Genomic DNA, 20,586 nt, shown 5'->3' with positions numbered 1-20,586 from the left:
ACGCTAAAGAGTTGGTTTGTAGTATAATTTGCAAAGTAGGATTTATCTAAATTTTTCCACAAATTTGCCTATTTTAGCAATTTTTTAAAAGTGGAGAAATTAAACCCCTTTACCGCTACCAAATACCCATAAAATAGGCTAAATTTGATTCTTGCCAATTATACCATAAACCAACTCGGTTTGAAACTGTTGATTAATAAATCCTTAAAAATTATCAAATGAGTTTTGGATTGGATGGTCTTTTTTGATAAGTTCTTCTATAGTTGCGTATAACTTATTTGTAAAATTATAGCTAACAAATTTTCCTTTGGATCGTTTTTCAATAAAATATTTTTTGTATTCATCTGCTGGGATATATTTGTCATTTTCATCTTTTTTAACTATTTTATTTTTTACTAAAAACTCATTAAATTTTTTAGTATTTTTCAAATTTGGGTTATCAGGATTTGATTGCCTAAGCAATTCAATAAATTTTTCTTTTTTAATTCCTGTATTCTCGGTGTATATATTTTCAATATTATTTTTAAAATTATCTTCTTTTGAATTACAATACTTTTGAGATTTTGTCAAACATACTTTGACAAATTTTTTTGCGTTTAATGCACGCATTATATTTTCATAACTGCCGCTACTCTTTTCATCCCATATTACAAAAGAATAAGTGCAGTATTCTGTCATTTTTATATCTTTTCGTGTTAATTTTTCTATTTCTGTTTTATCTTGTTCTTGAATATTTACTTTTTTTGTTTTAAAATCTGGATCTACCAAATTTCTTGGTTCATCACCTATGTAGCATACTGTGATATTATCATAATTTTTTCTATTACAATATTCTTGAATTAATGTATCTATACCAGCAGCATCTCCAACCAAAATTTCAAAATTATTATAAATTATTTTATCTAAGGTTTCTTTAGCTATATCGGGTAATTTTTTTATAGATATTGACCCAGAAATAAAAACTTTTTCATTATTCATCTTTTGCTCCTAGTTTTTGTAAAGCATAAAGCATACACATTATTAACTTCACCTTGTGTATAAAGTGTTTTTGTAATTTCGTTTAAAGTAGCACCACTTCTAAACAAATCATCAATTAGTAAAATTTTTTTATTTTTATATCTCTTATCGCATCTAAAAGCATCTTTTAAAATTCTAGCTCTCTCATCTGGATCATCTATGGATTTTAATTCATCAGTATTTTTTATTTTTTTAATATAGTCAAAATCAATCGCTTTATTAAGCAAATAAGCCACTCTATCAGCCAACAAATACAACGGCTGTATTTCTCTATCTTTTGAAGCTGGAGCTGGTACTATAACCCATATATATGGAGCAACCATAATCTTACTATTTAAAAAATCAACAGCGATGGTTGCTAACTTTTCAGCTAATTTTATCTTGTCATCAAGAGAGATTAAATTATTGTATTTTAAATCGTAAATCATACGACCTATTTCTGTATGTGTAGTATTATAACGCCCCCCCCTAAAGGCTCACTACTTATAGTGTGCAAATCTAACGCCCATCCGCCTTTCTAATTTCCATTTAATGTATAATACTCCATAAAATCCACCCCTATTTTTATGCATTGCTAATCAGGCTTTATTGCTTAAAATCTTAATAATTTCTAAATAAATTTAACTATTTTACAATTCTTTAAAGTAGCAAATTCAGACTATTACTTTAAAGAATATATCCAACTTAGTTTTAAATTTATATACAAATCTAATTTAAAAATTTAACTCAATATTTTTAAATTCACTTCTTATCCCACGCAAGAATGGTAGCACCGTTTTGATCTACTGCCACATCGCCCATTCCCATTATATTATACCCAGCATCTACATAGTGAATTTCGCCAGTTACACCACTAGCAAGGTCGCTTAAAAGATACATTCCACTTTTACCCACATCATCTATGCTAACATTTCTTTTTAATGGGGCGTTGCATTCATTCCAGTGTAAAATCATCTTAAAGTCGCCTATCCCACTAGCTGCTAGAGTTTTAATCGGACCAGCTGAGATGGCATTTACTCTAATATTTTTAGCTCCAAGGTCATGAGCTAGGTAGCGAACTGAACTCTCAAGAGCGGCTTTAGCTACACCCATTACATTATAATGCGGCACAAATTTAGCCCCACCAAGATAGCTAAGAGTCAAGATAGAACCACCCTCTTTTAGCACCGGTAAAACAGCCCTAGTAAGACTAATAAGCGAATACACGCTAGTACTCATAGCCACATCAAAGGCCTCTTTGGAAGTATCGATAAACTCACCTTCTAAAGCCTCCTTAGGAGCGTAAGCCACAGCATGAACGATAAAGTCAATTTCGCCAAAATCAGATTTTATCTTATCAGCCAAAGTATCAAGGTGGGATTGATTATTTACATCAAGCTCATATAAATAAGGGTTTTCAAGCTCAGCTGCGATAGGCTCAACACGCTTTTTAATAGCATCATTTAAAAATGTAAATGCCAAATTCGCCCCCTGATCCTTACACGCTTTTGCGATACCATAGGCTATACTCATCTTATTTGCTACGCCAACTATCAATCCCTTTTTGCCTTCTAATATCATTATTAATCCTTTTTGATAATCTCTAAAAATTTATTAGCGTCCCAGCTAGCAGTCCCAATCAAAACACCATCGCAGTTTTTTATAGCTTTGATATCATCTATATTTGCGATATTTACACTTCCGCCATATAGTAGTGGCGCTGTCGTTTTAGTAGAGATAAAATCCAAAATTTCAGCTATAAACTCAGCCTTAGCACTCTTGCCAGTCCCAATAGCCCAAATAGGCTCATAAGCTACTACTAAATTTTCATATTCTAAATCGATATTTTCAAGCTGATCGCATAAAAATTCTTTTGTGCTACCATTCATATGAGTTATATCATCTTCACCAATGCAGTAGATAATATCCCAGCCATTTTGCTTAGCAAAATCAAATTTTGCTTTTAAAAATGGCTCATCTTCCCCCAAAGCCCTTCTCTCGCTATGCCCTATTAAAACGGTAGTGATACCAAACTCATCTAGCATATCGCTACCGATTTCACCGGTAAATGAGCCACTTTTAGCTGGGTAGAAATTTTGCGCTCCTTGAGTGAATTTAAACTTAGTTTCTAAAAACGCACTTGAAGGCGGAAATACCATCACGCTTTGATCGCTTATATTTCTATCTAATACCCTTGCATACTCCAAAAAACCACTTCTTGTGTAGTTGCATTTTAAATTTGCAGCATAAATCATAGACCATCTTCTCTTAAAAGCACTCTAACTCCAGGCAGCTCCTTGCCCTCTATAAGCTCAAGACTAGCTCCACCACCAGTGGAGATAAAGGTCATCTCATCAGTATCTCCAGCTCTCTCGACCACATCGGCCGTATCGCCACCACCTACTACTGTGGTTGCAAAGCTCTCGCCAATAGCGTGGCTCATTTTTATACTACCTTTGCTAAATTTATCCATCTCAAAGACCCCCATAGGCCCATTCCACCATATGGTTTGAGCATCAGCAATAGCTTCTTTAAATAGCTTCACGCTAGCTGGCCCAATATCAAGCCCCATCCAGCCATTTGGAATTTCTTGGACTGGGACATACTTGATCGCACTATCATTGCTAAAGCTTTGAGCTGCCACCACATCAACTGGCAAATAAATTTTAACTCCTAGCTCACGACCCTTTTTAAGGATATTTGCCGCTTCTTCTACAAGCTCCTCTTCCAAAAGTGAGTTTCCGATATTCTCACCCAAAGCCTTTAAAAATGTAAATGCCATACCGCCGCCGATGATGAGCTTATCAATGCGTGGAAGTAGATTAGTTAGGGCTTGTAGCTTACCACTTACCTTTGATCCGCCTGTAACTGCGACAAATGGCCGACTTGGATGGCGGATTAGATTTTGGCCAAATTCAATCTCTTTAATCAGCAAAAATCCAGCCGCTTTATGCTCGTTATCAAAATAATTAGTAATCGAATGCACGCTAGAGTGCGCTCTGTGACACACGCCAAACGCATCATTAATAAAGTAATCAGCTAACTCGCTAAGAGATTTAGCTAAATTTGCATCATCTTTTGTCTCGCCCTTTTCAAAGCGTAAATTTTCTAATAATAATATCTCTCCAGCTTGTAATTTTTCTACCTTTTCTTTGGCATCATGACCGATTACATCATGAGCAAATTTAATCTCTCTATCCATCAATCTACCAAGTCTTTTAGCCACTGGTAGAAGTGAATATTTCTCTTCGTAGCCATTTTTTGGGCGTCCTAAATGACTTGCTAAAATCACAGAGCAACCCTGGTCTAGAATATATCTTATAGTTGGGATAACTGAGCGAATTCTCCTATCATCTGTGATGTTATTAAATTCATCCATAGGAGTGTTAAAATCACACCTTACAAGAACTTTGCTACCACTTTTAAAATCAATATCTTTTATAGAAATTATCTCACTCATATCACTTCTCACTTATAAATTTAGCCATCTCTACTAAGCGGTTGCTATAGCCCCACTCATTATCATACCACGCCATTACCTTTATCATATCTCCACAAATTACTTGAGTAAGGTCAGCTGCGACTATACTTGAGTAGCTAGAAGTGATAAAATCTCCACTAACCCTCTCATCAAAATCTACTGCCATAATGCCTTTTAAACTACCCTTACTAGCCTCTACAAATGCACTATTTAGCTCATCTTTTGTTACATTTTTCTCAAGCACAGCGGTCAAATCCACAATCGATACATTTGGCACAGGAACTCTAACGCTTTGTCCGTGAAGTTTGCCATCTAGGCTAGGCATTACTAACTTCATAGCCTTTGCTGCTCCTGTGCTTGTAGGGATCATATTTACCGCTGCTGCTCTAGAGCGTCTAAAATCTCTACATTTTACATCTACTAGACTTTGGCCGTTTGTGTAGGCGTGGATTGTAGTCATTAAGCCCTTTTTTATGCCATAAAGATCTTCTAATACTCTAGTTACTGGACCAAGGCAGTTGGTGGTGCAACTAGCATTTGATATGATGGTTTGACCTTCGTATTTATCTGAATTTACACCTAAAACAAATGTTGGAGTATCATCTTTAGCAGGAGCACTCATAACTACTTTTTTAGCGCCTCTTGCGATGTAGGCTTGGCACTTCTCTTTTGTTAGAAATTTACCTGTGCACTCTAATACTACATCTATTCCACTTAAATCCATATCATTTATATCTCGTGTGCTATAAACTCTAATTTTTTTACCATTAATAGCGATATAGTCATCATTTAAGACCTCTACATCTTGATTAAATTCGCCATGAACGGTATCATACTTTAGCAAATACCTAGTCATTTTACGCTCAGCAGTGTCGTTAATAATAGATAATTCATACTCTGCTGGGTTATTAAGTATAATCCTAGCAGCACATCTGCCAATTCTTCCAAAGCCATTGATTGCTATTTTAAGTGCCATTTTTATCCTTTTTTGGGTATAATTAGGGCTTATTTTACTAAAAAAAAGGTTAAAAAAAATTGAATATAGCCATTTTTGGTGGAAGTTTCGACCCACCGCATTTTGGTCATGATATGATTGTAAAATCAGCGTTAAATAGTTTAAATATTGATAAACTTATCATTATTCCAACATTTCTAAGCCCATTTAAGAGTAAATTTAGTGCGCCGCCGCTTCTAAGGCTTGAGTGGTGTAAGGATTTGTGGCTAAATTTAGATAGCAAAATCATAGTAAGCGACTATGAAATTCGTCAAAACAAAGCAGTTTATACTATAGATAGCGTTAAATACTTTAAAGATAAATTAAACGCTAATAAAATTTATCTAATAATCGGCGCTGACCAGCTAGAAAATCTGCATAAATGGCATAAATTTGATGAGCTTGATAAAATTGTAAGCTTTGTAGTAGCTAGCAGAGATGGGATTGAAATTAAGCCAAATTTGCAAAAACTGGATATAAATGTTAAAATCTCATCTTCAAAGATTAAGTCCAAGCTGGATTTCGACCAAATTCCAAATACTATTTTAGATAGTGTTAAAAAATTTTACAAGGATACAAATGCAAAATAGAGTAAATAGAATTGTTAAAATATTAGATGATAAAAAGGCTGAAAATATCGAAATTATAGATATGCAAGGTAGAGATTATCTTAGTAAATTTGTAGTTGTAGCAACCACTTTAGCCCCAAGGCACGGATTTGCCTTGCTTGATGATTTAAAAAGTGAGCTAAAGCCAGTTGGGGAGGAGTTCTTAGGTGTAGAAAGTAGCGATGACTGGATAGTAATAGACCTAGGAGATATAATGATCCACCTTATGAGTGAGACTTATAGAGCAAAATACAATATCGAAGAGTTCTTAAAAGAGCTAAATATAAAATCTAAGTAAATCTAGCTTAAGCCAAATAGAAATTAATCTAATTTGGCTTAAATTCGCTTAATTTTCCATTATATCTTTAGCTTTTATCCCCATTAAATTTAACGCCACTTTGATACTTAGCGCTACAACGCTAAATAGCTTTAAAAGCTCATTCTCATTTTGGCTACCTACAACCCTATTTTCATTATAGAATTTATGAAAACTCGCACTAAGGAATTTTAGATAATCTGGGATTTTATGCAAACTTCTTTGGTTTAGTGCATCTTCTAAAATTTCAGGCATAATCAGTGCTTCAAATAGCAGATTTTTACCCTCATCGCTTAAATTTGCTAAAGATACATTAGCTACATCTGCAGGGGTTTTACCCGCTTTTGTAAAAATCTGATTTATTCTAGCGTGGGCGTAGTTGATATAAAATACTGGATTTGAGCTATCTTGCTTTTTTAACTCATCAATATCAAACTCAAGGCTTGAGCTGTTAGCCTTAGAGATAAATATAAATCTCAAAGCATCACTACCAATCTCAGCTAAAATATCACTCATCAGCACAGAAGTCCCAGCTCTCTTACTCATTTTAAAAGGCTTACCATCTTTTAAAAGGCTTACCATCTGCATTAAAATCACTTCAAGCTTACTCTCATCATAACCAAGAAAATGTATAGCAGCCTTTAATCTAGCGATATAGCCGTGATGGTCAGCACCCCAAATATTTATATAAGTATCATATTCATTAGAAAATTTAATATTATGATAGATTATATCACCAGCTAGATATGTAGGGCGACCATCACTTCGCACGACAACCCTATCACTATCATCGCCAAGCTTAGTAGAAGCGATATAGGTTGTTTCATCTTTTTTATATATTTCACCGCTTTTTTCTAAACGCTTAAGAGTTGGCTCTAACTCACTATAATAAGATTTCTCACTCGCCCAATTATCGATAGTAATGCCAGCGTCTGCTAGATCTTTTTTTATAATCTCAAGTACCCTATCCTTAGCAAATTCAGCTAATTCAAGGTTGCGACTGGAGTCAAAAATATCCTTACCAAATCTCTCATAAGCCTCCTTAGCTAACTCATCAATATAATCTCCCCTATAATACTTTGGCGGATACTCTACACTTTCATTAAACAAAATTTCACGCGCCCTAAGAGAGATAGAGATACCAAGTAGGTCTATTTGATTACCAGCATCATTTATATAATACTCAGTATGCACGCCCATACCAATATGTCTAGCCACTCTAGCTAATGTATCACCATAAACAGCACCACGCACATGGCCTATATGCAATGGACCAGTAGGATTAGCACTGATATACTCTAAAAATATGCTTTTAGGATTTTTAATCTCTTTAGAGCCAAATTTTTCTCCACTTTGTAGTGCCTTATCAGCTAGGGAATTTAAAAATTCGCCACTTAATTTGAAATTTATATATCCATTTACAGCACTCACCTCATAATTTGGCGAATTAAATTTTTTCGCCATCTCATCAGCTATAGCAACTGGGGACTTTCTTAACTCTTTTGCTAGACTAAAAGCAAGTGGCGTAGCATAGTGAGCTAACATCTTATCTTTTGGTTTTTCTACTATAACTTCACGCCCTAAAATGGTGCTTATCTCGCTTTTTAGCGTATCTTTGGCACTCATTAGGCACTCTTTTGAGACTCATCTTTTTTGGCTTGAGTTGTCTCTTCGCTCTTTTGAATTTGCTCTAATGGCGTATCATCTTCCATCTCTTTTTTGAAGCTTTTTATCCCTTTACCCATGCCTTTTGCTAGTTCTGGAATTTTCTTTGCACCAAATAATAAAACAATAATTGCCAACACAATCAACCAATGACTTATACTCATACTACCCATAATTCTCTCCTTAAATTAAATTGTAAATTCTACCTTAAAAATCTTAAATTTAACACTCATTCCAACTCTCTATAACTTCATTAATATCAAAACTTTGGCTCTTTGAGCCCATAGAGACAAATATAGATTTTAGACAATCATATGATTTATCTATATTTTCGTTGATTATTAGATAGTCATACTCGCCGATATGAGCTATCTCTGTAGCTGCGTTAAATAGCCTATTTTCTATAGTTTGAGCGTCATCACTACCTCGATTTATAAGGCGTCTTTTAAGCTCATATCTATCTTTTGTAGTTATAAATACAGATGTGATAATGCTACTATACTTCTTCATAACTAGATAAAAGCCTTGCACATCAATATCAAATATCACTATTTTACCATCTTTTAGTGCTTTTTCTACCGGCTCAAGACTGGTGCCATAGTAGTTTTTATGCACATTTGCCCACTCTAAAAATTTACCCTCATCAATTCCTTTTTTAAACTCATCAACACTAATAAAATTATAATCAACCCCATCTTGTTCGCCATCTCGTGGCATCCTTGTGGTGCTAGATATAGAAAAATATATATTGTCAAATTCACTCATTAAACGAGACAATAGCGTGCTTTTACCGCTTCCGCTAGGACCGCTAATTATTAGAATTTGACCTTTCATTTATCGCCTTTAAAACTAATATTTACATTAATATTAATATCTTTTAATATATCTTTTAACGCACTACTACTTAAAGCTTTACTAATTTCATCGCTAATTTGTGTAGCTAAAACCTTAGCTAATTCATCTTTGTTCTCATTTTCACTAGTGGTTTCATCTGATTTTACCAACTTAGTCTCTTCTAGCGTTTGGCTAATATCCTCATTTAAAGCTGCTTTAATCGCCACTTCATCTATCTCATCAATTGTATTAGCCTTATAAGAGCTACTTAAATCAGCGATTTTAGCTTCATTTTCTATAGTTTGACTCACACCCTCATCCTTACAATCCATATTATCTATCTCATCAAGCATATCGCTTAGCTTATCTAAATTCTCTGTATAGTCTAGATCATCAATCTCTTTTGGCTCTTTGACCTCTTCAACCTCTATTGTGGGCTCAGATTTTACTTCATCATCTGGCAAATCATCTAATGCAGATATATCAAGTTCTATATTTTTATACTCATTTGTTATATCTTGGATGCTTGGCTTATCATCATTATCTTTAATTTCGCTAGTGTTAATTGCTTCATCATCGCTAATTTCTTTAATTTTATCATCTTTAATCTCATCAATAATCTCGCTAATTCCATCATCAATTTCGCTAAATTCGTCTATGCTCCCACCAGTATGGTCGCTAATCTCATCTATAGCTTGTATATCATCATTGCTATTAATATCATCAATCTGAGCAAATTCATCTTTAACTTCATCTATCACTTGAATATCGCCGCTATTATCACTAACTTCATCTATACCGCTAAATTCATCTTTGGTCTCATCTATAGCTTGTATATCATCATTGCTATTAATATCATCAATCTGAGCAAATTTATCTTTGACTTCATTGATCTCATCATCGCTAATTTCGCTAAATTCATCTATGCTCCCACCAGTATGGTCGCTAATCTCATCTATATGGCTGATATCATCACTAATTTCATCTGTGGCTTGCCCTAAATCCTCATCTTTTAGCTCTTTTACTTCATTTTCTACAAATTTCTCTTCTATTTCACCATCATGATCTAGTAGCTCATCATCGCTAAAATCAGCAAAATCGCTAAGATCATCGCCAGAGTCAAATTTCATATCATCTATATCTTGAATTTCTCCAAATTCATTGCCTATTTTTATACCATCATTAGGCTTATTTAACTCTTGTTTTGTAGGCTTAATCTCCATAGGAGTAGCTTTTAAAATTCCATTTATCATATCTATAAAATCAGTTGGCAAAAATGGTTTTTGTAGTATCTGCTCTTTTGGTAGATTATACTCATCAGATCTATTTCTAGGGAGTAAAAATAGCTGATTTTTAGCATATTGTAAGTAATCTACCTGATTATCATAAAGCCCACTATCACATATAATCAAATCAGCATTATCACTAGCTAGAGTTTCTAAATTATCAATCTCTACAAATTCATATCCTAGTTTATTTAAACTCACACTTATAAGCTTTGAAACTGCTGGGTTGTTATTTAGCAAAATTACTTTCATAGATGACACCTTAAAAAATTTGCGTTATTTTACGAAATTTTTCATTATGTATTGCTTTATTTAGTAAAATAAACTTGGTAAATCATTTAAAACCTTCATCATTAGCGTTGTAAAAACCTTCACAATCACAGCAAGTATAGCCATCAATACCACAAATGCGATGGTAATTTTAATAGGATAGCCAACTACAAGTAGATTAAATTGCGGCATGGTTTTCATAAGCATTCCAAATATTAAATCTGACATTAAAGTAAGAGCTAAAATAGGAAATGAGATGATAAAGCCGTATAAAAAGAGATTTACCATACCTTGAGCTGCGTATTTAATGATATTTTGCTCAGGATAAAATCCGCCAAGAGGGATAAACTCAAGCCCATAAGCTAAAAAATATAGTATCAAATGATGCCCATCAAATAGTAAAAAAGCTAGCAACACAATCAAATTTAAGATATTTGAGATTAGTGGAGCATTAATTCCACTTTGTGGATCAATAACCGTAGCCATCGAAAAGCCCATAATCATCGAAATTTGCTCTCCAGCTAACTGCACCGCACCAAAAACCAAGGTCAAAAATAGCCCCGCACACAGCCCAAGCATAATCTCTGCTAAGGCCTCTAAGATCAAATACTGAATGTTTAATCCATCAAGATTTACCTGTGGGGCAAGTGGAAATAAGTAAAGAGTAAGCATAAATGAGAGCGTGGCTTTGATGACAACTGGAATTTGTAAATGGTTAAAAAATGGGAAAAACACCATCAAAGCACCAGTTCTAACAAGAAGTAAAAAAAATGTAACTACATTTTCTTGCCCAAGATAATTTACAAATTCCACAATTCACCTAGTTAATTTGCCTATTATGATACTTATATTTTATAAAATTTTGGCTTAATAAGATGAATTTATCTATTCTTATATACCTTATATCCAGCAAATAGCATTAATATAATAATTGGTAAAATTATCCCAAATTCAGCAGCTATTGCACCATTAATACTAATTCGCACTAATAAAAATAGCACCCCCCAAACACAAAGCGATACAAAAATCGATATAAAGCTAGCAATTGCCAAACTCGCAAATCTCCCAGTAAGTGGCATATAGTAGTATAATATCAATATCATAAACGGGGCAAAAAGCGGGAAAAATATCATTGAGTATAGTGTGGATTTGATTTTAGTTATATTGATATTTTCGTTTTTAAAAGTCCTAATAGCATCGATAGCATCGCCAATAGAGTAGAGATTATCGCTATTTTTTATACTCTCTATTATGCGTGGGCGGAAGTTATTAAGTGCGACTATCTCATCTAAATTTTTAATCTCAAGTCCACTGCCACCTAGCTTAATATCTTGTGGTAAAGTGATAATAGTATTATCTTTTAAAATCCAGATATTATCCTTATAGCTACCCTCTTTAGCGATGATTTGGGATAGAATTTGACTGCCATTCATATCAAATATTTTTATATCTTTAGCACTTTGTTTATCCCCAAAAAGCTTATCAATATATATAAATTTATTCTCAAATCGCAAAAATATCCAGTTAGTAAATCTCTCAAAACTTTGAAAATCCTCAAGCGACTCTTGACGCTCTTTAGCATAGGCAAATTGGGTAAAGCATAGTCCAATATATCCAAAACTAATAGCCAAAGCAATGGTAAAAATCGGCATTATTAGGCGGTTTTTACTAACTCCTAAAGCGTAAAAGCTCACTAATTCATTGGAGCGAATGAGATTAATCATAGTTACAATCAACGCTAAAACCAAAGATATTGGCAAGATATAATTAACTGAAATTAACGCAGTCAAACTAACATAAATAAGCTGTAAATTAGCACTACTTGGGAGATTTTTTAGATTAGTTAGTGTATCGATAACTACATAAAATCCAATCAAAGAGATAAATATGATAAAAAAATATTTAAAATATATAAACGAACTATATCTAGCAAAAAGATTCATCCAAAATCCAAATTTGATATTAATTGGGCTGAATTTTATCTAAATATGCTTAAATTTATTATCAAATTTTGGTAAATTTGGCTAGAATTATGATTTTTTACAGAGAAAATATGAGATTAATTTTATTTATATTTTTTATAATTTTTTGTGTGGTGATTTTATCTAGTTTTAATCAGCAAAATTTAAGCGAATTTATGAGCGATTATGGCAAATTTGGCTGGGCGATTTATATCGGATTTTGGGTAATTTTGCCTATATTTTTATTTCCGGCTGGGATTTTGGCTATTGGTGGTGGGGCGATTTTGGGCTTTTGGGAGGCTTTAATCTGTGCGATGATAGGGGTTGGGATAAACTCAGCTATAATGTATTTTATCGCAAGATATTTTAGTGGGGCTTTTGACACTGCTAAATTTGAGAGAGTTAAAAATAAATTTTGTAAGGATGAATTTAGTCTAATAATTTTGCTTAGATTAATACCAATTGTCCCTTATAATGTTGTGAATTACATGGCTGGGGCGTTGAGGTTTGATTTTGTTAAATTTATCATTGCCGGGGTGCTTGGCAAATTAATTAGTGCGGTGCTATTTATAAATTTAGGAAGCAACATAACAAACTATAAAAGCTATGAGTTTTGGCTAGCCCTACTCCTTGTGGTTTTGATGGGTGCGGTGGCATTTTGGGTTAGAAAAATTCTAAATAGGAGAGTTGGATGAAGATAGTTTTAGCCACAAATAATATGGATAAGGTAAGAGAGATTAAGGCTTATTATAATAAATTTGAAGTTTTGGCTTTAGGCGATATATGTAAGCCCTTTGAGATACAAGAGTATGGCAAGAGCTTTTATGAAAATGCTATGATAAAAGCAGATGCTGTGTATGATAAAATCAAAGAGCTTGGCTTAGAAAATGAGTGTATAGCCCTAAGCGATGATAGTGGGATAAGCGTAGAAGCACTAGGCTTTGCCCCTGGGATTTACTCAGCTAGATATAGTGGTGATGGGGCTAGTGATGCTAGTAATAGAGCAAAATTGATTAGCGAGTTAAAAAAATTAGGCTTAAGCCACTCTAAGGCATTTTATACTGCTTGTATTGGTATTGGCTCTAAATATGGCAGATATGGCGTCCATGGATTTATGTATGGAGAAGTCATCGATAGAGAGCTTGGGGATAATGGCTTTGGGTATGATTTTATGTTTATTCCTGATGGATTTGATAAGACTATAGGGCAGATTGATGAGAGTATCAAGCTTCAAATTTCGCACCGATCTAAAGGGCTAGAACTAGCTAAACCTATACTTAAAATGTTGAGTAGATATTATTGAGTTTAAATACAACCATTAATAATATTATTAAATTATATTTTAATATATTTTATGTCAAAATAGCTCAATATTTAAAGATAAGATTTTTAGAAAAGCGAATTTGATAATGGCAAGACGGAGCTTGAGATATTAAAGCAACTAGCAAAATTAAATTTAAAGGTATAACAACATGAGAAAAGTATTATTTGTATTATTGCCTTGTTTGGCTTTAGCATCTGATCCAATAACAATTGATAGCTTATTTAAAAGACAAATTGGTCTTAGAAGTATAACTACTTTTTCACTGCTTAGTTCTGGTAATCCAAATACATATACAGATTACCCATCTATAACTATACAAGGCGATCCTGTTGTATGGGATGATACAAAACAAGCCAGTTTGAATCAGATATTTATGTATGCCATAGATGACAAATTGGATATTTTGACTTCATTTGGCGGAAGCTACATAAGAAATGAGTATATCAATTATTTTACACTTGATCCAAAGAGCGAATCTAGGACACAATTTGATTCTTCTTGGATCGGATTTAATTATAGAGCAGATAAAATAAACAATTTAATACCTATGATTACTTTACAATCTGCAGTTATACAAAATGAAAGAGCTAATAAAGATAGTAAACATTTTTATTTTAAATCATTTTTATTAAAAGGAACATTAAAAGGATATAGCGATCCAGTTGTTTATTCTATTTATTCTGGTTTAATATATAATGCATCAAGAAATTTTGATTTTGCCAAAATTGATTATGGGCATACTTTATTATTCGGTGGAGATCTAAATATAGTGCTTAGTCCTAAAATTACATTAGATATGGGAATAGAACAAAGATTTCAGTCAGCCAATAAAATAAATAACAAAAAAACTACAAATATACGATCAATTCCAACATATAGTGTAGGCTCTACATATAGCGTAGACAACGATACCGCATTATCTATAAGCGCTAGTTTTGGCGGTTCAAGTGCTGCACCAGATAATATATTTAGCTTAAATATATGGCAAAAATTTTAATATTATTATTATTGCTAATTCAGCAATTAAACTCTCAATTTATTGTCTCATCATATTATGAGATAAGAAATAAAAATGTTGTAAGACAAAATTATGAAGAGTCTTGCGGTGCAGCAAGTATAGCTACTATTTTAAATTTAATAGATGTAAAAAGATATAGCGAAAATGATATATTACAAAAATTAAAACAAAACAATATTGTTAATACAAATATGATAAGTTTTATGGATATACAACGCACATTAAAAATACTTGGTTACCGCTCAGTTGGTTATCAAATTAATCGAGGTATATTTAATCATTTTAAAATACCAATAATAGTAAAAATAGAAAATGATCCAAGATATCCACACTTTGTTGTTGCTATGAATTATGATGGAGACTATATAAAAGTATTTGATCCAAATTTCGGAGAATATATAAGTTCAAAAGAACAATTTTATAAATTATGGGATAAAAGCAATAATGGCGGTTATGCATTGATCGTAGAGCCTAAAATTCAATTTATTTTTAATCAAATCGATATAAAATTAAATGGAAAATTAATAGATAATTAATTAAATTTACTAAATATAAATTCTTTATTTAAAATAAAATATAGATACTAGTTATATTATAAAATTATATTTTAACATAAATTTTACTAAAATATGAAAACTTCAACAGAAAGGATAAATTATGAAAAAACTAAGTATTGGCGTCTTCTTGACTATTTTATTAACCATAAATATAAAAGCAAGCGATCTATTAAGCATTGCTACAAATGGAATGTTTAATAGCAATAGTTTTGGTGCTAAGACATTGAATACTAAAGAAATGCAAGAAATTAAAGGCGGATATCAATTATATACTATTGATAACTCTTCAAATGGTTTAATGATGGCTATTGCAATTCCTAATGATACGACAGAATTAAGTTCGATCAGGGCAAGCAATGGAAAATTAATTTCTTTTTTGCCAAATACAAATACAGTTGGAATATGCGGTTTGGGTGTTACAGAATGTTATCAAAATAAGACAACTAAAACACATTGGGAAAGTAATATAGCAAGATTTTATCAATACACTAGTGCACTTGGACCATATACGCTTGCTCAAGGATATTATTTATCATTTATAGTTAGTAGAAATATTGGGATAAATGCACAAGGACAAAGATATTCATATTTTAGATATATACCTACAGCCATCAATTTATATAACGGCAGTGTTGGTTATCCAAACACCAGTTTAGATAATCCTATTATCCGTGAAATAAAAGCAAATGTAGAAAAGAATTTTACCGATAGGTTAGGTGGATTATGGATAAGATAGGAAATTTAGCCACCATAAGCAGTAATCTATATGATTACAACAACTGGATGGATAAGATACAAAATTTTGTTGGTAATAATGCAAATTTAGATAATAGCCAAGATGGCATAAAACCATATAAGATAAGCTCAGAAGATGTGAAATTGGATTTAAAATTAAATTTAAATGAAACTCAAAAAGAGAAGGTCATTAAAGCATTTGGCTATCAAAAAAATAGCGATGGCACATATGGATATGCGCAAAAATTTGATATCATCAACGGTGATTTATCTTTGCTAAGCTATCAAGAGCGAGTAAAATTAACTGGATTAAATGAGTATAGACCGCTAAGTGGATTTACTAGATATAGTGCTGATAAAGTAAGCATTTGGGGCAAGATAACTGGACTTGATCCAAATTTTAGTAAAGAAGAGATTAAGGATTTGGTAGATTTTATAGATTTAAGTGGCGGTATAGCAATAGAGCAGATAGAAGCACTTCAGTATAATCCAAATCCAAAAAGCCGCACACTTAGAACCACGCCATACACAGTAGAAGAGTTAGCCCTACAAAATGCCAACTCCATAATAAGCCCTTGGCAAATTTATGAGCTTGAAGGAGAGCTACCACACACCATATCCTTACTAGACTCAGACCTTAGCGTAGAAGACTTCAAAGCCCAGTGGGCAAAGCATGTCATAAAGATACAATATGGGTTAGATATAAGCGATGAAGATGCTAAAAATGCAGTGAATATTTTCAAAGAGCTAAAAGCTGGCGAATATAAAAATGATAAATCAAATTCAAATGAAGCTAACAAAGAAGATACAAAAAAGCCCTTTACACCAATCCAAGGCTTTTCATTAAATAATAAAACTTATCAAGATGAAGCCACAGAGAGGCTAAAAAAGCTTTACGAGATGATTAAAAGCGAATTTGATAATGGCAAGACGGAGCTTGAGATATTAAAACAACTAGCAAAATTAAACTTAAAGGTATAAAAAGGCTATTAAATGGATATTAAAAATGCAGCTACTCCCATATATGACCCTTCTATGAAAGCAGACAGAGCTTTGTATGATAAGAATGAATTAACCTTACTAAATCCACCAAATGACTTTGGATTGCTAACACAAATGATGCAATACCATAGCGATGGGGCTACAAAAGGTGCGTATAGAAGTAGCTTAGATAGTAATTTTTTGATTTCAGGCTTAATTCAAAATACAATTGGCATATTTAAAGGATTTGTTGTTGAGTTTAATGCAAAGATCAACTGGAAAAATACAGCTAATAATGCTTTAATAGATTTTAATCTAGCTTTGGGTAAAGATTTTAAAAACTCAACTTTTAGCAAATCAGAGTTAGAAAACATCGGTTTGAATTTAGAAAATATGCCAAGTTTAGGTGATAATATAGATAAAAAGGACGCTTTTAATATATTTCTATACCAAAATATAGATAAATATATAGATGTTGATTACGCTATAAAAGATACGCTTAATCCTGGGAATTATAAAAAAGGAGATGAAGCACAAGAAAAACAGATAAAAGATTTTGTCAAATTTCAGCTTATGTCGCATTGGAAAGATAGTCCTGATAGTATGGAATTTATCAAAAATTTAACCAAAGATATGAATTTAAATGGGGTAAAATTAGAAGAAAATAAGACAAATAATCCCCAAGCCAAAGCACAAAATGAGCCACAAGCTGATGAAAAGAGAACGCCGATAAAAGGCAAAAGCAGTAATAGCGCAACTTATAGTAGCAAAAGGCAAATTTACTCTGACGCTTTTAAGAGATTTGCTAATTTACAAAATTTAGATAACACTTCTATAACAACCCTTTTAAACAGCATAAATAAAAGCAATATTAAAGTGTAAATCTAAGTTTAATTTAATAATTATTTTAATATCATTTAGAGAATAAATCTATTTGAAATAATTATTAAATTTACTTATATAAATCTTTAAGGAGAGTTTATGAGAATGCTTTGTGCTTTGTGTGCTGCTGTAAGTTTATATGCTCAAGATGTGAATTTAGGTAGGGTAAATGTAACTCAAAGCTATGAAAAAAATATTTTAGACAATCCTACCACCACCCAAATAACCAAAGATACCATACTTAACTCTCCAGATTTAGCCAAATCCTTGCTTGATATAAGCGGATTTAATATGGTTAGAAAAGGTGGTGGCGGTAGTGAAGTATCATATCGCTCAGGACTTTCGGCTAGACTTCCTATATATATAGATGGATCTGAAATTCAAGGCGGTTGCGGTGGTAGAATGGATACAGCCATCACATATATCGAACCACAAAACTATCGCTCCATAAAAATAATAAAAGGTCCTCAAGATGTGCGATATGGGGCTTTAGTTAATGGTGGATTGGTCTTTGATAGGGGGATTATCAGACTAGATAATGCTAGCTATGGTGCTGATATATCTATGTTAGCTGGTAGTTTTAATCAAAAAGAGCTAAGTGGCGAGGCCATAGATGGTAATGAGCTTGGTAGTATTCAAATTAATGGCGGAATTTATCAAAGTGATAATTATAAAGATGGTGATGGCAACATTGTCCATTCAGAATATTTTCGCAAACAAGGAGCTATAATTGGCACTATAACTCCAAACGATGAGAGTGCTATTAGCTTAAGTGCGGATTTTGGCAATGGTGAGGCAGCCTATGCTGATAGAGCTATGGATGGGACAAAATTCCAAAGAGAGTCTTATAACCTTGCATTAGAGCAAGTCTTAGGCAAACACACTCTAAATTTACAAGGCTACTACCACTATATAGATCATGTGATGGATAATTTTAGCCTAAGACCAGCAATGCCAAATAGATATAATATTAGCAATCCAAAAAGAGAGATTATAGGCACTAAAGCTGAAATAAAGCTAAATTTTGATGATATAACCACATATATCGGTGGGTCTTATAAAGAAGATAAGCACTCTAGCAGAATGGCACAAAATGCCACTAGTGCTACTGACGCACAAAATAGAGTCTTTTCTCAAAATTACAATAAAAATGCTCTAATTAGCACAACTTCTATATTTACTCAAAGTGAGTATTTCAGCGAGAATTATGGTATATTTGGCGGTCTAAGACTAGATAGGGTTGAGATTGATAAGTATAATATAGGGATATTTGACCGCTCTAAAATACAAGCTCCAATCTCTGGATTTATGCGTTATGAGAGATATTATGACGCATTAAGCCTCTATGCTGGGGTTGGTAGAGCTGAGAGAACTTCTGATTTTTGGGAGTTTCAAAAGATTGATGGAATGAACTTAAAAACTGAAAAAAATCATCAAATCGATTTGGGTGCTCTTTATGATGATGGAAATATAAATTTAAGCACAAATTTATTTTTATCTAAAATTGATGATTATATTGTCCTAAATTATGGCACTACTACATCGGCTTTTAATACAGATGCACTCCTAATGGGCGGGGAGATGGATATGGAAATTTTAATTGATAATTTTTATAAATTAGGTGCTGGATTATCATATGTATATGGTAAAAATTTGAAAAATACAAATGGATTAAAAGATGGAGACCCACTACCACAAATCTCACCTTTAGCATTTAAAGCTGTAGCTGGGCTAGTGCGTAATGAGTGGTTTGTTGATTTGGATTTTTATGCCAATGCTAGCCAACATAGATATAAGGAGAATTACGGCAATGTCGCCGGAAAAGACCTAGGCTATAGCGATAGCTTTTGGACTATTGGATTAAATGCTGGATATAAATATAATAATTACCAAGTAATGTTAGCAGCGATGAATTTAAATAACGCACTATATAGCTATCATACTAGCAAAAATGGAGCCGCAATAGCAACTTTAGATATTCCAGCTACCACTAGGGTTTATGAGCCAGGTAGGAGCTTTTGGATAAAATTAAAAGCTAGTTTCTAAGCACTATGCAAAGGGTATTTGATCTAGTATCATTTATACTTTCGCTACTTATATATGTGGTGCTTTTATGGCTTGTAGTAGCTGGTAGCAAAATATATCTAGGCAAGGATAATAGTAGTAGTGATTTTGAAATTTTCCTAGTTCAAAGCATAGAGCCAAATTTTAAAAAACTAGAGCCACAAAAGCCAAAAACCGCCGAAAAAATCACGAAACTACCATCTGCAAATCCAGCTCCCAAAGCACAAATTAAACAAACAGATCATAACTCACAAGAAACGCAAACACCAGCTAAACACTACTTTGCTACCCAAGAGCAAATAATACCACTAGGTAGTAACGATCCAGTATTTAAAGCCTTAAAAGATGAAATAGCCAAAAATACCATCTATCCAAGAGCTGCTAGAAGAGCTAGATTAAGTGGCGTAGTGGGAGTGGAGTTTCAAATAGATAAAAGCGGTATAAGCAATGAGAAAATCTCACGCCCTAGCCAATATAAATTGCTAAATGAAGCAGCTTTAAACGCTATTAAAAACACAAAGCCAAATTTAGAAAAAATAGATAAAAAATATAGCATTTCTATGGAGATTGCCTTTGAACTTCGCTAAATATTTTTTAAATTTATCAACCTAGAA

The 20,586-nt window shown here is 32.9% G+C and carries 23 protein-coding genes; 11 read left to right on the top strand and 12 right to left on the bottom strand.

Annotated elements, in window-relative coordinates; translation table 11 throughout:
- Window positions 1-204: 204 nt before the first annotated feature.
- The 6 genes from CSUIS_RS01875 to gap all read right to left on the bottom strand — a co-directional run bounded on the left by CSUIS_RS01875 (window position 205) and on the right by gap (window position 5,453).
- On the bottom strand, window positions 205-978 hold the full coding sequence (locus CSUIS_RS01875; protein WP_086296881.1) for a hypothetical protein: 774 nt from the start codon (window positions 976-978) through the stop codon (window positions 205-207).
- Window positions 975-1,445, bottom strand: a complete 471-nt coding sequence (locus CSUIS_RS01870; RefSeq protein WP_086296880.1) for a ComF family protein — start codon at window positions 1,443-1,445, stop codon at window positions 975-977. Before CSUIS_RS01870 ends, CSUIS_RS01875 begins: the two co-directional genes overlap by 4 nt.
- 313 nt (window positions 1,446-1,758) lie before the next feature.
- Window positions 1,759-2,577, bottom strand: coding sequence for an enoyl-ACP reductase FabI (fabI, locus tag CSUIS_RS01865; protein WP_086296879.1), 819 nt, complete (start codon window positions 2,575-2,577; stop codon window positions 1,759-1,761).
- A gap of 2 nt (window positions 2,578-2,579) precedes the next feature.
- Complete coding sequence (locus tag CSUIS_RS01860) at window positions 2,580-3,251, bottom strand: triose-phosphate isomerase (RefSeq protein WP_086296878.1); 672 nt, start codon at window positions 3,249-3,251, stop codon at window positions 2,580-2,582.
- On the bottom strand, window positions 3,248-4,456 hold the full coding sequence (locus tag CSUIS_RS01855) for a phosphoglycerate kinase (protein WP_086237760.1): 1,209 nt from the start codon (window positions 4,454-4,456) through the stop codon (window positions 3,248-3,250). The genes CSUIS_RS01860 and CSUIS_RS01855 overlap by 4 nt, the downstream gene beginning before the upstream one ends.
- 1 nt (window position 4,457) lies before the next feature.
- Window positions 4,458-5,453: a type I glyceraldehyde-3-phosphate dehydrogenase gene (gene gap / locus CSUIS_RS01850; RefSeq protein WP_086296877.1), complete on the bottom strand. Its 996-nt coding sequence runs from the start codon at window positions 5,451-5,453 to the stop codon at window positions 4,458-4,460.
- 59 nt (window positions 5,454-5,512) lie between these two features.
- On the opposite strand from gap, the gene nadD reads away from it, so the two are divergent.
- The gene (nadD, locus tag CSUIS_RS01845; protein ID WP_086296876.1) at window positions 5,513-6,061 is read left to right on the top strand and encodes a nicotinate (nicotinamide) nucleotide adenylyltransferase; all 549 of its coding nucleotides are present in this window, start codon (window positions 5,513-5,515) and stop codon (window positions 6,059-6,061) included.
- A complete protein-coding gene (gene rsfS / locus CSUIS_RS01840) occupies window positions 6,051-6,377 on the top strand; it encodes a ribosome silencing factor (protein ID WP_086237763.1) in 327 nt (108 codons plus the stop codon). The genes nadD and rsfS overlap by 11 nt, the downstream gene beginning before the upstream one ends.
- A 48-nt stretch (window positions 6,378-6,425) precedes the next feature.
- Here rsfS and argS read toward each other — a convergent pair whose 3' ends face one another.
- From argS to CSUIS_RS01810, 6 genes are all read right to left on the bottom strand, one after another.
- Entirely contained in the window at window positions 6,426-8,021 is a 1,596-nt protein-coding gene (gene argS, locus CSUIS_RS01835; protein WP_086296875.1) for an arginine--tRNA ligase, read from the bottom strand.
- Entirely contained in the window at window positions 8,021-8,233 is a 213-nt protein-coding gene (tatA, locus tag CSUIS_RS01830; protein ID WP_086237765.1) for a twin-arginine translocase TatA/TatE family subunit, read from the bottom strand. The genes argS and tatA overlap by 1 nt, the downstream gene beginning before the upstream one ends.
- Window positions 8,234-8,282: 49 nt before the next feature.
- Window positions 8,283-8,894, bottom strand: a complete 612-nt coding sequence (gene gmk / locus CSUIS_RS01825) for a guanylate kinase (protein WP_086237766.1) — start codon at window positions 8,892-8,894, stop codon at window positions 8,283-8,285.
- Entirely contained in the window at window positions 8,891-10,432 is a 1,542-nt protein-coding gene (locus tag CSUIS_RS01820; RefSeq protein WP_086296874.1) for a response regulator, read from the bottom strand. Before CSUIS_RS01820 ends, gmk begins: the two co-directional genes overlap by 4 nt.
- A 60-nt stretch (window positions 10,433-10,492) precedes the next feature.
- The gene (gene fliR / locus CSUIS_RS01815; protein ID WP_086242214.1) at window positions 10,493-11,263 is read right to left on the bottom strand and encodes a flagellar biosynthetic protein FliR; all 771 of its coding nucleotides are present in this window, start codon (window positions 11,261-11,263) and stop codon (window positions 10,493-10,495) included.
- 68 nt (window positions 11,264-11,331) lie between these two features.
- Window positions 11,332-12,393: an LptF/LptG family permease gene (locus tag CSUIS_RS01810; RefSeq protein WP_086296873.1), complete on the bottom strand. Its 1,062-nt coding sequence runs from the start codon at window positions 12,391-12,393 to the stop codon at window positions 11,332-11,334.
- A 110-nt stretch (window positions 12,394-12,503) separates the two neighbouring features.
- On the opposite strand from CSUIS_RS01810, the gene CSUIS_RS01805 reads away from it, so the two are divergent.
- The 9 genes from CSUIS_RS01805 (at window position 12,504) to CSUIS_RS01765 (ending at window position 20,559) form a co-directional block, all read left to right on the top strand.
- Window positions 12,504-13,106 carry a TVP38/TMEM64 family protein gene (locus CSUIS_RS01805; protein ID WP_192940198.1) on the top strand — a complete coding sequence of 201 codons (603 nt, stop codon included), beginning with the start codon at window positions 12,504-12,506 and terminating at the stop codon, window positions 13,104-13,106.
- Window positions 13,103-13,714, top strand: coding sequence for a non-canonical purine NTP pyrophosphatase (locus tag CSUIS_RS01800; protein ID WP_086296871.1), 612 nt, complete (start codon window positions 13,103-13,105; stop codon window positions 13,712-13,714). Before CSUIS_RS01805 ends, CSUIS_RS01800 begins: the two co-directional genes overlap by 4 nt.
- Window positions 13,715-13,883: 169 nt before the next feature.
- Window positions 13,884-14,732 (top strand): hypothetical protein, encoded by an 849-nt coding sequence (locus tag CSUIS_RS01795; protein ID WP_086296870.1) that lies wholly within the window; start codon window positions 13,884-13,886, stop codon window positions 14,730-14,732.
- Window positions 14,717-15,289: a C39 family peptidase gene (locus tag CSUIS_RS01790; protein ID WP_086296869.1), complete on the top strand. Its 573-nt coding sequence runs from the start codon at window positions 14,717-14,719 to the stop codon at window positions 15,287-15,289. The genes CSUIS_RS01795 and CSUIS_RS01790 overlap by 16 nt, the downstream gene beginning before the upstream one ends.
- A 121-nt stretch (window positions 15,290-15,410) precedes the next feature.
- A complete protein-coding gene (locus CSUIS_RS01785; protein WP_086296868.1) occupies window positions 15,411-16,046 on the top strand; it encodes a bacteriocin in 636 nt (211 codons plus the stop codon).
- Window positions 16,034-17,026 (top strand): hypothetical protein, encoded by a 993-nt coding sequence (locus tag CSUIS_RS01780; protein WP_086296867.1) that lies wholly within the window; start codon window positions 16,034-16,036, stop codon window positions 17,024-17,026. Before CSUIS_RS01785 ends, CSUIS_RS01780 begins: the two co-directional genes overlap by 13 nt.
- Window positions 17,027-17,038: 12 nt before the next feature.
- Entirely contained in the window at window positions 17,039-17,908 is an 870-nt protein-coding gene (locus CSUIS_RS01775; RefSeq protein ID WP_086296866.1) for a hypothetical protein, read from the top strand.
- Window positions 17,909-18,007: 99 nt separating this feature from the next.
- On the top strand, window positions 18,008-19,954 hold the full coding sequence (locus CSUIS_RS01770; protein WP_086296865.1) for a TonB-dependent receptor domain-containing protein: 1,947 nt from the start codon (window positions 18,008-18,010) through the stop codon (window positions 19,952-19,954).
- A 5-nt stretch (window positions 19,955-19,959) separates the two neighbouring features.
- The gene (locus CSUIS_RS01765) at window positions 19,960-20,559 is read left to right on the top strand and encodes an energy transducer TonB (RefSeq protein WP_086296864.1); all 600 of its coding nucleotides are present in this window, start codon (window positions 19,960-19,962) and stop codon (window positions 20,557-20,559) included.
- The last annotated feature ends 27 nt before the right edge of the window (window positions 20,560-20,586 follow it).

This window comes from Campylobacter porcelli (assembly GCF_002139855.1).
Classification (GTDB): domain Bacteria; phylum Campylobacterota; class Campylobacteria; order Campylobacterales; family Campylobacteraceae; genus Campylobacter; species Campylobacter porcelli.
This window is presented reverse-complemented; position numbering and strand designations above follow the sequence as displayed.